The organism is Nocardioides sp., assembly GCF_964228225.1.
Lineage (GTDB): Bacteria > Actinomycetota > Actinomycetes > Propionibacteriales > Nocardioidaceae > Nocardioides.
This window is the reverse complement of the sequence record NZ_CAXQZB010000032.1, coordinates 1-12,509: the sequence shown is the minus strand read 5'-3', so window position 1 is coordinate 12,509 and position 12,509 is coordinate 1. Positions and strand designations below refer to the sequence as shown.

Annotated in this window: 11 protein-coding genes; 4 read left to right on the top strand and 7 right to left on the bottom strand. The window is 73.7% G+C overall.

Translation table 11 applies throughout. The features are described 5' to 3' along the window. The first annotated feature begins 73 nt into the window (after positions 1 to 73). Entirely contained in the window at positions 74 to 730 is a 657-nt protein-coding gene (gene phoU / locus ACERUJ_RS07540; RefSeq protein WP_370247882.1) for a phosphate signaling complex protein PhoU, read from the top strand. 183 nt (positions 731 to 913) lie between these two features. On the opposite strand, the gene ACERUJ_RS07535 is transcribed toward phoU, so the two are convergent. The 4 genes from ACERUJ_RS07535 to ACERUJ_RS07520 form a co-directional block, all read right to left on the bottom strand. Further along, positions 914 to 3,037, bottom strand: a complete 2,124-nt coding sequence (locus ACERUJ_RS07535) for a M14 family zinc carboxypeptidase (protein ID WP_370247881.1) — start codon at positions 3,035 to 3,037, stop codon at positions 914 to 916. 77 nt (positions 3,038 to 3,114) lie between these two features. Beyond that, on the bottom strand, positions 3,115 to 3,831 hold the full coding sequence (locus tag ACERUJ_RS07530; RefSeq protein ID WP_370247880.1) for a hypothetical protein: 717 nt from the start codon (positions 3,829 to 3,831) through the stop codon (positions 3,115 to 3,117). Then, positions 3,828 to 4,934: a GSCFA domain-containing protein gene (locus ACERUJ_RS07525; protein ID WP_370247879.1), complete on the bottom strand. Its 1,107-nt coding sequence runs from the start codon at positions 4,932 to 4,934 to the stop codon at positions 3,828 to 3,830. Before ACERUJ_RS07525 ends, ACERUJ_RS07530 begins: the two co-directional genes overlap by 4 nt. A gap of 95 nt (positions 4,935 to 5,029) precedes the next feature. Then, positions 5,030 to 5,524 carry a DUF2867 domain-containing protein gene (locus ACERUJ_RS07520; RefSeq protein ID WP_370247878.1) on the bottom strand — a complete coding sequence of 165 codons (495 nt, stop codon included), beginning with the start codon at positions 5,522 to 5,524 and terminating at the stop codon, positions 5,030 to 5,032. Positions 5,525 to 5,715: 191 nt separating this feature from the next. Here ACERUJ_RS07520 and fbaA point away from each other — a divergent pair, with 191 nt between their 5' ends. Further along, positions 5,716 to 6,747 (top strand): class II fructose-bisphosphate aldolase, encoded by a 1,032-nt coding sequence (gene fbaA, locus ACERUJ_RS07515; protein ID WP_370247877.1) that lies wholly within the window; start codon positions 5,716 to 5,718, stop codon positions 6,745 to 6,747. 58 nt (positions 6,748 to 6,805) lie between these two features. Continuing rightward, positions 6,806 to 7,228: a DUF3151 domain-containing protein gene (locus ACERUJ_RS07510; protein WP_370247876.1), complete on the top strand. Its 423-nt coding sequence runs from the start codon at positions 6,806 to 6,808 to the stop codon at positions 7,226 to 7,228. Between the two features lie 164 nt (positions 7,229 to 7,392). On the opposite strand, the gene ACERUJ_RS07505 is transcribed toward ACERUJ_RS07510, so the two are convergent. The 3 genes from ACERUJ_RS07505 to ACERUJ_RS07495 all read right to left on the bottom strand — a co-directional run bounded on the left by ACERUJ_RS07505 (position 7,393) and on the right by ACERUJ_RS07495 (position 11,426). Next, positions 7,393 to 8,901 (bottom strand): DHA2 family efflux MFS transporter permease subunit, encoded by a 1,509-nt coding sequence (locus ACERUJ_RS07505; protein WP_370247875.1) that lies wholly within the window; start codon positions 8,899 to 8,901, stop codon positions 7,393 to 7,395. Positions 8,902 to 8,979: 78 nt separating this feature from the next. Then, complete coding sequence (lysS, locus tag ACERUJ_RS07500) at positions 8,980 to 10,494, bottom strand: lysine--tRNA ligase (protein ID WP_370247873.1); 1,515 nt, start codon at positions 10,492 to 10,494, stop codon at positions 8,980 to 8,982. Beyond that, a complete protein-coding gene (locus ACERUJ_RS07495; RefSeq protein WP_370247872.1) occupies positions 10,491 to 11,426 on the bottom strand; it encodes an EamA family transporter in 936 nt (311 codons plus the stop codon). Before ACERUJ_RS07495 ends, lysS begins: the two co-directional genes overlap by 4 nt. 72 nt (positions 11,427 to 11,498) lie before the next feature. Here ACERUJ_RS07495 and ACERUJ_RS07490 point away from each other — a divergent pair, with 72 nt between their 5' ends. Beyond that, on the top strand, positions 11,499 to 12,428 hold the full coding sequence (locus tag ACERUJ_RS07490; protein ID WP_370247871.1) for a LysR family transcriptional regulator: 930 nt from the start codon (positions 11,499 to 11,501) through the stop codon (positions 12,426 to 12,428). The last annotated feature ends 81 nt before the right edge of the window (positions 12,429 to 12,509 follow it).

Here is a 12,509-nt window from a genome sequence, read left to right as displayed (position 1 = left end):
GACCTCCGTCTGTTCATGCCCCGTTCACCTGCCTGGGGGCGGGAGCCGGGGGGCAGTGCCTAGGCTGAGACCCATGCGCAGTCATTTCGACGAGGAGCTCACCGGCCTGTTCCGCGATCTCGCGGCCATGTGCGGCCAGGTCGAGCGGGCGGTGGTGCGCGCCACGGCCGCCCTGCTCGAGGGCGACGCCGTCATCGCCGAGGAGGTCATCAGCGGCGACACCGCGATCGACCGTACCCGCGAGGAGATCGAGGAGGCGGCGTTCCTGCTGCTCTCGCTCCAGCAGCCCGTGGCCGGCGACCTCCGCACCGTCGTGGCGGCGCTGCGCATGGTGAGCGAGCTCGAGCGGATGGGCGACCTGTCGGTGCACGTCGCCAAGATCGCGCGGCTGCGCGTGCCCGAGCGGGCCGTGCCCGACGACGTCCGCCCGGTGGTCGAGCGGATGGCCCAGGTCGCGATCGACATGGTCGCCGGCGCCGGCGGCATCATCCTGTCCCGCGACGTCGCCGCCGCCGCCGCGCTGGCCAAGGCCGACGAGGAGATGGACGGTCTGCGCCGCACCAGCTTCGCCGACATGCTCGCCGCCGACTGGCCCCACGGTGTCGAGGCGGCGGTCGACCTCGCCCTGCTCGGCCGCTACTACGAGCGCATCGCCGACCACGCCGTCTCGGTGGCCAACCGCGTGGTCTTCGTCGTCACCGGCGCCAGCCCCTACTCGCTCTCGGAGTGACGCCGCCGCGCCGGCGCCGTCCTGCCGGACGGCCCCTGGCGCTGCCTGCTCCACGGGCCGGCGATGGCTCGCCCGGGCCCGACAATTCGTCAGGTACCTGACGATTTCTCGGGCCGCCGCAGGCGCCCGGGACGACGGACCGCCCCACCCCCGGGGACGCCGGGGGTGGGGCGGTGAGCGGGGTCAGCGCCGGCAGGCGCTGAGGTCGAGGGCGAGGCGCTGGCCGCGCTCCACGAGCAGGCGCTGGGTGTCGAGCACCTTCCCGCCCCGCTCGCAGGTGAGCGTGTAGCGCTCGACCGTGCCCTGGGTGGTGCGCGTGCGGGCGTCGTAGCCGGCGACGGCCACCTCGTACGACGGCGTCACCGAGGCGTAGTTCACGACCCGCACCACGTAGGTGCCGCGGGCGGCGTCGGTCACCGTGACGCTCTCCTTCTCCGCCGGCGCGTTGCCGGAGGAGCCGACCTCCACCAGGCGGCCGCGGACCTTGCGGAACACCGCCAGGTCGAGGTCGTCGGGGGTGGCCCAGTCCAGATCGATCTGCAGCGCGTCGGCCGCCCGCTTCAGCACGAACGTGCGATCGGCGGAGGCGCCCACCGCGGGGGCGTCGCCGCTCAGGCGCCGGGTGACGAAGGGCTTGGCGGCGCGCTGCTGGTAGGGCCGGGGCTGCACCACGGGGCGGGTGGAGGGGTTCACCAGCCACGACACCTCGCCGTCGGCCGGCACGCGCATGGCGGTGTCGACGAAGTCGGCGAACCCGCCCTGCCAGGTCGGGGTGGTGAACGTCTTGCGCAACCGCAGCACGGTGCCGGGGGCGGCGCGACCGGTGAGCAGGCCGCTCGCGGAGGTCGAGACGGTGTGCTCCAGGGCCTCGAGGTAGGCGCCGCGGTTGCCCTTGCCGGCGTAGCGACCGGTGCCGAGGTACTCCCCGACGACGTCCTCGAACGGCGGGTGGAACTCGTCGGGCCCGATCTCGAAGGTGTACCCGAAGCCGCCGGTGGCGTTGTAGCTGTAGTCCTCGGTGGTGCCGGTGGTGTCGTAGAGCTGCCAGCCGTGGATGTTGGCGTAGCCGTTGTTGTCGGCGAACGCCGCCCCGAGCCGCTTGAGCGCCTTCTCGTCGGGGGCGTCGCCCACCGGCTTGCCGTCGGCGCCGATCGTGGCCGGGTTGACGCCGTTGGGTCGCAGGATGAGGTTGGAGAAGGTGTGGTTGGAGATCAGCATCGTGACCTGGCGGGTGCGGATCAGGTCGCGGATGTTGCGGGTCTCCGGCTCGCTGAACGGCGCCGCACCCCGGTAGGTCGGGTCGGCGAGGCCGGTGCCCGCGCCCGGTCCACCCCAGAAGCCGCCGTAGTTGCGGTTCAGGTCCACGCCCAGGCCGAACCCGCCGGGGCTGAGCAGCGCGAGTCGGCACGCCCCGTCGGGGGTGTCGGTGCCGTCGACGAGGCGGCAGTTCTTGCGCTGGTAGGCACGGCCCGGGGTGAGCAGCGTCGTGCCGGTGCCGTCGAGGGGGTCCAGCTCGTTGAGGTCGCGCAGATCCACGAACTCCCCGTCGGTGCGGGAGAAGTCGAAGCCGTCGACGTTGACCACCGGCACGACGACGACGCGCGCCCGGTCCAGCAGCGACGTGATGCGCTTGTTCGAGCCGTAGGACTGGGCCAGGTCGATCGCGAACTCCATCGCGAGCTCGCCGGAGGGCCACTCGCGGGCGTGGTGCAGACCCATGAGCAGGAACGTCGGCTGGCCGGTGTTCGGGCCGCGCACGCCGCGCCCGATCTCCACGGCGTGCACCGGGCGGCCGTCGAGGCTGGGACGCGCGAGGGGGAACTTCCGGACCAGGGACGGGAAGCGGCGGGCGAGGTCGCTCATGTCGGCCTCGTAGTCGGCCAGGGTGCGGTAGCCGGTGCGACCCGAGGGCAGCGGGGAGGTGCCGACCCGCGCGGCGTAGGCGGCGTCGAGCCGCTGGATCTCCACACCCCGCGCCACCAGGTCGGGGATCTTCACGCGGTACTCCAGGCCCGATCCGGCCAGCGTGGTGAGGTCGCGCAGGCGGTGCAGCACCACCTCGGCGTGGCCTTGGCCGGCGTGCTCGGTGACGTCGAGCCCCAGCCGCTGCAGCCGGGCCCGTTCGACGCCGGTGGGCACGTCGACCATCACCAGCTGCGGCGGGAACGGCACGTCGGCGGCCTGCGCGGCCCCGCCGGCACCGCCGGAGAGGCCCGCGCCGAGCGGCGCCAGGGAGAGGGCGAGGACGGCGGCGGCCAGCGCACGCGTCCCGCGGGGAGCGCCGGAGCGGCGGAAGAGGCGGGTCATGCTCAGGGCAACGAGCCCCGCGAGGCCGGGTCACGCCTGCGGGGAGTGGGATCGTTCACTCGCATCGGCCGGCGGGGTCAGCCCAGGCTGCGCACCGCTTCAGCGATCCCGGGCAGCAGGAGCCGGCCGTACTCGTCGTTGGCGTGGCTGCGGTCGGGCTCGCCGCCGGGGGTGCTCGTGGCGCCGAGGTGCGCGTGGAGGAACCCCTCGGCGTCGGTGCTGGCGTCGTAGGCCTCGACCAGCGGGACGCCCCGCTCGGCGAGCCAGGAGCGCCAGATGCGTCGCGCGGCGCGGTCGATCTCGGCCACGACCTCGGGGCGGATGCCGCGGGTGACCAGCGCGGGGTGGTCGCGCCGCGGGGCGGGAGCGGCGATCGCGAAGAAGCGCACCCCGCAGGCCAGCAGGTCCTCGTAGAAGGCGCGCAGCCCGGCCTGGTCGCGCTCGATGATCGCGGTCAGCACCTGCGCCGAGACCGGCTGCAGGTCGGCGCCGGCGACCGCGGCCGGGGCGTGGGTGAGCCAGGTGGCGTCGCGCCACACCCGGGCCCCGTGACCGATCTGGAGGAAGCCCCACACGGCGTCGGCCCCGATGGTGGGCGCGCCGGTGCGGCGCTCGACGTTGGTGCGGTACTGCTCGGGGTCGAGCACCACGCGGCCGGACTCGACGCGGCTGAACCGCTCGGACTCGAACTTGCCGTTGCCCAGCGGGAAGGCCGCGGCCCCGACCTCGGCGAGGGCGTCGCCCGCGTGGCGCAGGCACACGACGTGGGAGTTGCCGGTGATGTGCACGCTCATCGGCCGAACGCCTCCAGGATCGCCTCGTCGCAGACGACGTCGTCGTCGGCCGCGCTCCCCGAGCCCGCCGGGACCGCAGGGCCCGCCGGCGCTGCGCCGGAGGCCGCGACCGGGGCCGCGACCGGGGCCGCCGGGGCCGCCGCGGAGGGCTCGCCGTGGGCGGTGAAGAAGTAGTCCATGACGTGCGCGACGCCGCGGCGCGCCACCGTGCGCAGGTTGGGTTCGAAGAACATCGCCCGCATCGGGTGGGAGGCCACCAGTTCGTAGGAGGGGAAGTAGTCCACCTGGGAGTGGCTGGCCACCAGCTCGGCACACACCGAGCGCAGCGTGGACTTGCTGGCCATCGTGGCGCTCAGCACGTGGCCGCCCGAGGCGGTGGCGGTGAGCGGCACCGGCGAGACGGTGATGAGGAACCGCACGGCCGGGTTGGCCGCCAGCATCATCGCCATGAAGGACTCGAAGTCCTCCAGCAGCTCGCGGTGCCGGAAGTTCACGAACTCGTGGTGGGCGGGGTCGAACTCGCCGTGCACCGTGCCCGGGCAGGTCGGGTACACCGAGCCGTCGCGGGTGTCGCGCCAGGACTCGGTGAGGCCGAAGGTGAAGACGAACAGGTCGGTCTCGGTCGGGATGCGGCGCACCGCCGCGAGGTGCGCCCCGCGGGCGGCGGCGTAGTCGGCGGCGTCGGCGAACCCGCCGGGCTCGATGGTCGGCCGGAAGGGGTCGACGTGGCGGCCGTCGGCCTCGATCCACACGTCCTCCACCGGCGCGCGCCCGCCCTCGGCCCGCTCGAAGAGCTGCACCAGCTGGCGCGGGGTGTAGAGGTTGCCGAACCGGGCGCTGTACATGCCGTACCCGTAGGTGAGGTGCTCGGCCTTCGGCAGCAGCGCCGGGGCCGGCTCGAGGTCGAGGAAGCCGTAGCCGCGCTCACGGAAGTTGCGGCCGATGTGCTGGGCGAAGCAGCTGCCCGCCGTCGCGATCCGGTCCTGGCGGTCGACGGCGAAGCGCGGCTCGTAGAGCCCCTCCAGCTCCAGGGCGCTGCGCTCGCTGATCGCGGAGCGCCAGAACGCCCGGCGGGGGAGATCGGCGTACGGGTGGGTGGCCATGGGGGCCATGATGCCGCGCCGCGGCGACACCTCCGATTCCAGGCGGCCCCCGGGCCGGGTCCTGGACCGGGACAGGGCCGGGAGCCGGGCCGGCGTCAGACCCGGGCGTGGACGGCGCGCTGCAGGACGGTGAGCAGGTGCAGGGCCACCCACTCCACCACCAGCTCGCGGGCGGGGAGGTCGGCCAGCAGGTAGGCGCGCCCGGCCGGGCCGTGGGGGGCGAAGCCGATGCGCAGCACGACGGTGCTGTCGCCGCCGGCCAGCGGGTCGACCCGGGCGAGCAGCCGCACGGTGCCGGGGGCGCGGACGTGCGCGCGCAGCTCGAGCCGGCGGGCGCGGTGGTCGGCCCGCTCGACCTCCCAGAACCCGACCCGGTCGCCAACGGCCAGCCGGGCCCGACCGGGCGGGCGGCCGCCGTGGCCTGCGCCCCCGACCCAGCGGTCCAGGGCCCCGCGGGCCCGGAACGGCACGGCGTCGAGGTACCACTGCGAGCCCGTCATCCCCGAGGCGACGACGTCCCAGGCGGCGTCGGGCGGCAGGGCGACGGTCACGGCCCGCTCGCTGGCCCCCGGTGCCCACCGTCGTCGCATGACGCCAACCTACGCACCCGCACCACCCCCGCGCGGGCCCCGCGCGGGCCCACGTCGACCCTGCGCGCGTCCGGGGTCGGATCGCCGCGCCGGGTCGCCGGGGGTTCTCCCCTAAGGTGGGCCGCGATCAGGGGCCGGTCCTCGCACCGGCGCCGCCACCCGTCCCGTCCGACCATCGCAGGAGTCGTGCCGTGCCCATCGCCACCCCCGAGAAGTACGCCGAGATGCTCGATGCCGCCAAGGGCGGTGCCTACGCGTTCCCGGCCATCAACGTGTCGTCGTCCCAGACCCTCAACGCGGCGCTGCAGGGCTTCGCCGACGCCGGCTCCGACGGCATCATCCAGATCTCGACCGGCGGCGCGGAGTACCTCTCCGGCCCGACCCGCAAGGACATGGTCACCGGCTCGGTCGCCTTCGCCGCCTACGCCGCCGAGGTTGCCAAGCTCTACCCGGTCAACATCGCCCTGCACACCGACCACTGCCCGAAGGACAAGCTCGACGGCTTCGTGCGCCCGCTGCTGGCGCTGTCCGCCGAGCGGGTGCAGCGCGGCGAGGCGCCGCTGTTCCAGTCGCACATGTGGGACGGCTCGGCCGTGCCGCTGGCCGAGAACCTCGTCATCGCCGAGGAGCTGCTCGAGAAGTGCATCGCCGCCAAGATCATCCTCGAGATCGAGGTCGGTGTGGTGGGTGGTGAGGAGGACGGCGTCGAGAACGCCATCAACGACAAGCTCTACACCACCCCCGAGGACGCCGTCGCCACCGCCAAGGCGCTCGGTCACGGCGACCGCGGCTACTACATGACCGCGCTGACCTTCGGCAACGTGCACGGCGTCTACACGCCGGGCAACGTCAAGCTGCGTCCGGAGGTGCTGAAGTCGGCGCAGGAGGCCGTCGTCTCCGAGTTCGGCCTCGACGCCGGCGCCAAGCCCTTCCACTTCGTCTTCCACGGCGGCTCGGGCTCGACCCCGCAGGAGATCTCCGACGCCGTCGACTACGGCGTGGTGAAGATGAACATCGACACCGACACCCAGTACGCCTTCACCCGCCCCGTGGCCGCGCACATGCTCAGCAACTACGACGGCGTGCTGAAGGTCGACGGCGAGGTCGGCAACAAGAAGCTCTACGACCCCCGCGCGTGGGGCAAGGCCGCCGAGGCCGGCATGGCCGCCCGGATCGTGGAGGCTTGCGAGAACCTGCGCTCGGCCGGCAAGACCCTGGGCTGATTCTCTGGCTGAGTCCCACCCCGGCGGGGTGGGTGGGCGGGATGGCACGATGCTGGCCATGAGCATCGGACAAGACCTCATGGCCGGCCCCCCGCCCACCCACCTGCCCGAGGACCCCGCTGCCGCCTCGCTCGCCGACGGCGTCAGCCCGGCCGACACCGTGCGCCGGTTCCCGGCCTCGCCGGTGGCCTGGGCCGCGCTGGCCTCGCAGGCGGTGGCCGACGACGCCGACCCGGTGACCGTCTACGCCTACGCCCGGGTCGGCTACCACCGCTCCCTGGACCTGCTGCGCCGCAACGGCTGGAAGGGCCACGGCCCCGTGCCGTGGGAGCACGAGTCCAACCGCGGCTTCCTGGTGTGCCTCTCCCTGCTCGCCAAGGCCGCCCGCGCCATCGGCGAGACCGACGAGTGGGAGCGCTGCTCGGCGTTCCTCAAGGACTCCTCGCCCACCGGCCACCGCGAGCTCCTCGGCTCCGACTGACCCCCTCCTCCGGCCCGCCGCGGGTCGCCGCCCTCGTCGGCGACGGGTCGTCGGTGGTCGCCGGGGGAACAATGCAACGAGCGAAATGTGCAGGTCAAGCCGTGGATCCCACGGTCCGACCTGCACATGTCGCTCGTTGCTACGGACAGCAGCGGCCACCGGGCTCAGTGCGCCTCGGCAGCCCTGGCCGGGGCAGCCCCGGCGAAGCCGGCGTGCCGCGGCCGCTCGAAGAAGAACGCGGCCACCAGGCCGATCACGAAGATCGCGGCCGGCAGGTAGATCGCCTGGCCCATGGCGTCGGAGAAGGCCTGCTGCACCTGCGGGGGAAGGGCCCCGCCGCCCTCGCCGCCGGAGGCCGCGGGGTCCAGGCCGTTGGCCAGCAGTCGTGCGTCGATGAGCACCGCGATCCCGGCCGAGCCCAGTACGGCGCCGAGCTGGCGGGTGGCGTTGTAGACCCCGGCACCGGCACCGGCGAGGTGGCCGGGCAGGTTGCGGGTGGCGGTGGCGCTGTTGGGGGCCCACACGAACGCGTTGCCGATGCCGAACAGCGTCATCGGCAGCAGGATCTCCCACACCTGCGAGTCGGGGCGGATCTCCTGGACCAGCCACACCATCGAGACCACCAGCGAGCCGAAGCCGATGAGCAGCAGCACGCGCGGGTGCACGCGGTCGGTGAGGCCGCCCACGGTGCGCGCCAGCAGGATCGACATCAGCGCCATCGGCACCAGCAGCAGCGCGGCACGGGTGGGGGACAGGCCCCGCACCAGCTGGGCGTAGAGCATCAGCGGGATGGCCACGGCGGTGATCGAGAACCCCATCGTGGTGATGGTGACGTTGGCGAGGGAGAAGTTGCGGTCGCGGAAGAGCCGCAGCGGCACCAGTGGCTCCGCGCGGTTGCGGGCCTGCCAGACGACGAAGAGGGCGAAGACCACGAGCCCGGCCACGATCAGCGACCACACGACGCCGTTCCAGTCCAGCTGCTCGCCCTCCTGGATGCCGAAGACCAGCAGGAACATGCCGACGCCGCTGAGGGCGACGCCCAGCCAGTCGAAGCGGTGCTGGTTCGTGGCCAGGGTCGGCACGAGCCGCATCGCCATCACGAAGGCCACCAGACCCACCGGCACGTTGATGAAGAAGATCCACTCCCAGCCGGCGACGTCGACCAGGACGCCGCCGAGGATCGGGCCCACGAGCGTGGCCACGCCGGCGGTGGCGCCCCACAGCGCCATCGCCTTGCCGCGACGCTGGGCCGGGAAGATCCGGGTGATGATCGCCATCGTCTGCGGCGTGATCATCGAGGCCCCCAGGCCCTGCACGATCCGCGCGACGATCAGCCCCTCCACGGTGGAGGTCAGGCCGCACGCGAGGCTGGCGAGGGTGAAGACCACGAGTCCCGCGAGGTAGAGCCGCTTGGGGCCGAACCGGTCGCCGAGGCGGCCGGTGATCAGCACCGGCACGGCGTAGGCCAGCAGGTAGGCGCTGGTCACCCACACGACGGCGTTGACGTCGGCCTGCAGGTCCTCGATCAGCGCCGGGGTAGCCACCGAGACGATCGTGGTGTCGACCAGGATCATGAAGAAGCCCAGGCACAGCGCGAACAGCGCCGGCCACGGGTCACGCTCGTCCGCGGTCACCGACGCCGGTGCCGCTGATTCGTTGCGCACGTCAACCATGAACAGCACAACGTCGCGACGACGTCGTCCCATTCCCGCCCGGGCGGGTCTCCTGCGGTGGGTGCAGGGCCGGGTGGGTCAGCGCGCCTCGGGCCGCAGGTGGGGGAACAGGATCGTCTCGCGGATGCCGGCACCGGTGAACAGCATGATCATCCGGTCCAGGCCCAGGCCCAGGCCGCCCATCGGCGGGGCGCCGTACTCCAGGGCCCGCAGGAAGTCCTCGTCGAGCTGCATCGCCTCGGGGTCGCCGCCGGCGGCCAGCAGCGACTGCGCCTCCAGCACCTCGCGCTGCACGACGGGGTCGACCAGCTCGGAGAACGCCGTGCCGCGCTCGACGCCGGCGATGATGAGGTCCCAGGCCTCGATGAGGTGAGGGTCGGTGCGGTGGCGCCGGGCCAGCGGCTGCGCCGAGGGCGGGTAGTCGCACAGGAACGTCGGCTGCAGCAGCGTGGGCTCCACCAGCTCCGAGAGCGCCTCGAGCACCAGCTTCTCCGCGCCCCAGGCGGGGTCGAACTCCACCTCGCGCTCGGTGAGCAGCGTGCGCAGCCGCTCGGCCGGGGTGTCGGGGGTGATCTCCTCGCGGAGGGCCTCCGAGACGCCGGTGTAGACCGGCAGCCAGCGCCACTCGCCGTCGAGGTCCACGACGCCGGCCGGGGTCTCGATCTGCCGCGAGCCGACGGCGTCGGCGGCGGCGAGCCACAGCGAGCGCATGAGCTCGGCCATCGTGTGCTGGTCGCCGTAGGCCTCGTAGGCCTCGAGCATCGTGAACTCGGGGGAGTGGGTGGAGTCCACGCCCTCGTTGCGGAAGATCCGGCCGAGCTCGAAGACCTTCTCGACCCCGCCCACGACGGCCTTCTTCAGGTTCAGCTCCAGCGCGATGCGCAGCGTCATGTCCTGGGTGAAGGCGTTCATGTGGGTGCGGAACGGACGCGCGGCGGCGCCGCCGTGGATCAGCTGCAGGACCGGCGTCTCGATCTCGAGGTAGTCCTGCTCCTCCAGGGTGCGGCGCACGGCGCGGGTGATGGCGGCGCGGGTGCGCACCATGTCGCGCGCCTCCTGGCGCACGATGAGGTCGGCGTAGCGCTGGCGCACGCGCGACTCCTCCGACAGCTCCTTGTGCAGCACCGGCAGCGGCCGCAGCGCCTTGCTGGCCATCTCCCAGCGGCTCGCCATCACCGACAGCTCGCCGCGCTTGGAGGAGATCACGCGACCCTCCACGAACACGTGGTCGCCGAGGTCGACCAGGCGCTTCCACTCCTCCAGCGCCTCCTCGCCGACCTCGGCCAGGGAGAGCATCACCTGCAGCCGGACGCCGGCGCCCTCCTGCAGGGTGGCGAAGCACAGCTTGCCGGTGTTGCGCACGAACATGACCCGGCCGGCGACGCCGACGACGTCGTCGGTCTCCTGGCCGGCCTCGAGGTGGTCCCAGCCCTCGCGCACCGCGGCGAGGCTGTGGGTGCGGGCGACCGCCACGGGGTAGGCCTGCTTGCCCTCGGCCAGCAGCCGTGCCCGCTTCTCCCGGCGCACGGCCTCCTGGGAGAGGTCGTCGGCGTCGGGCGCCTCGGCGGCGGGGGTCGCGGGCTCGGTGCTCATGTCCGGCAGGGTAGCGACGCCGGGGTCACCTGCCGGGCCGCGGGTGCGGGCGCGGGACGTGCCCGGCGTCCGGTGCGGGACCCCACGAGCACCCCGCCGATCACGAGGATCGCCCCCGCGGCCTCGACGACGTCGATCCGCTCGCCGAGCACCAGCCAGGCGGTGCTCATGCCCACGACCGGCACCAGCATCGAGAACGGCGCCACCGCGCCGGCCGGGTGACGGGCCATCAGCCAGGTCCAGATGCCCGAGCCGACGACGGTCGCGATCACGGCGGTGTAGGCCAGGCCGGCCAGGGCCAGCAGTCCGGTGCGCGCGCCGAGTTCGTGGAGGGAGTCGCCGATCCGTGCCGGTCCCTCCACGGCGAGCGCCAGGGCCAGCATCGGCACCGGCGGCACCACCGACATCCACAGCGTCAGGTGCAGCGGCTTCGGTGCGCGCGCCAGCCGGCTCCCGAGGTTGCCCAGCGACCATCCCAGGCCCCCGGCGAGCACGAGCAGGAAGGGCAGCAGTCCCGCGCCGGCGTCGGCGCGCGACCAGCCGACGACGCCGAGTCCGAGCACGGCGAGCGCGAGGCCGACGACGGCGCGCGGCGTCATCCGCTCGCGCAGGAGCGCCGCCCCGAGGACGACAGTGAAGGGGGCCGAGGACTGCAGCACCAGGGAGGCCAGGCCGGTGGGCATGCCGGCCGCCAGGCCGGCGTAGAGGAAGGCGAACTGGAGCACGCCGAACCCCAGCCCGTAGGCGAGCAGCCAGCGCACGGGCACCTCCGGCCGCGGCACCCACAGCAGGGTCGGCACCGCGAGCACGACGAAGCGCAGGACGACCGCGAACATCGGCGGGAACTGGGCCAGGGCGGCGTCGATGGCGAGGAAGTTGACGCCCCAGATCACGGCGACGACGACGGCGAGCAGACGGTGGCGGGTGGGCACCGCCCCAGCCTGGGGCCGATCGACCGTTCAGGACCAGCGAGTTCTGATGCACTTACTGTGTAGGTTTCCTTCATGGACGTCGAGCATCTCCTCCTGCTGCGCGAGCTCGCGGAGCGCGGATCGGTCACCGCCGTCGCGCAGGCCACCCACCGCACGCCGTCCGCGGTCTCCCAGCAGCTGCGCACCGCCCAGCGGCACGCCGGCATGGCGCTGGTCGAGCCCGACGGCCGGGGGTTGCGGCTGACCGAGGCCGGTCTGCTGCTCGCGCGCGGCGGCGTCGAGGTCGCCAGTGCGCTGGCCCGGGTGGAGTCGGACTGGCGGGCCTTCCGCGACGGCCCGGGCGGGGAGGTGCGGATCGCGGCGCTGCCCAGCGCCGCGACCTTTCTGCTCCCCGCGGTGCAGCGCGCGGCCGCCGAGGTCGGCCTGGTCCTGCGGGTGCAGGACGACGACGTCGCCGAGGCCGACTTCGCCGCCCTCGCCGCCGACCACGACCTCGTGATCGGGCACAGCGTGGCCGGCCCCCGCCCGGCCGGTTCCGAGGGCCTGGTCGCGACCCCGCTGGCGCGCGAGCCGCTCGACGTCGCCCTCGCCGCCGGGCATCCCCTCGCCGCGAAGGCCCGCCTGCGGGTGCGCGACGTCGTCGACCAGGAGTGGATCGGCGTCCCGGCCGGCTACCCCTTCGACACCGTGCTGGCGGCGATCGAGCACGAGGCCGGCGTGCCGCTGCGGGTCACCCAGCGGGTGCGCGACAACCGGTTGGTCGAGGCGCTGGTGAGCAGCAGCCGCCTGCTCGCCGTCCTGCCCCGCTTCACCACCCCCGTGGCGCCCCCCGGCGCCGACGGCGTCGTCCTGCGCCCACTGGTCGGTGTGCGCGCCGACCGCTTCGTCACCGCCCTCGCCCGCCCCGACCGCGCCCAGCGCGCCGCCGTCCGCCACACCCTCGACCTCCTGCGCACCGCCGCCGCCGAGGTCTCCCGCCGCCACCACGCCCCTCCCTGCTGAGCGGTGGGTCGCCGTCTCCCGTCGTCACAAGCATTCGGCAGGCGAAATCGGCGAATCCGCCTGCCGAATGCTTGTGGCGAC

Bases quoted from the DNA above. Each gene is read 5' to 3' on its own strand.
- ACERUJ_RS07520 (WP_370247878.1), bottom strand. From the start codon at position 5,524: ATGCGACGACGGTGGGCACCGGGGGCCAGCGAGCGGGCCGTGACCGTC.
- ACERUJ_RS07530 (WP_370247880.1), bottom strand. From the start codon at position 3,831: ATGAGCGTGCACATCACCGGCAACTCCCACGTCGTGTGCCTGCGCCAC.
- lysS (WP_370247873.1), bottom strand. From the start codon at position 10,494: ATGAGCACCGAGCCCGCGACCCCCGCCGCCGAGGCGCCCGACGCCGAC.
- ACERUJ_RS07510 (WP_370247876.1), top strand. From the start codon at position 6,806: ATGAGCATCGGACAAGACCTCATGGCCGGCCCCCCGCCCACCCACCTG.
- ACERUJ_RS07490 (WP_370247871.1), top strand. From the start codon at position 11,499: ATGGACGTCGAGCATCTCCTCCTGCTGCGCGAGCTCGCGGAGCGCGGA.
- phoU (WP_370247882.1), top strand. From the start codon at position 74: ATGCGCAGTCATTTCGACGAGGAGCTCACCGGCCTGTTCCGCGATCTC.
- ACERUJ_RS07505 (WP_370247875.1), bottom strand. From the start codon at position 8,901: ATGGTTGACGTGCGCAACGAATCAGCGGCACCGGCGTCGGTGACCGCG.
- ACERUJ_RS07525 (WP_370247879.1), bottom strand. From the start codon at position 4,934: ATGGCCACCCACCCGTACGCCGATCTCCCCCGCCGGGCGTTCTGGCGC.
- ACERUJ_RS07535 (WP_370247881.1), bottom strand. From the start codon at position 3,037: ATGACCCGCCTCTTCCGCCGCTCCGGCGCTCCCCGCGGGACGCGTGCG.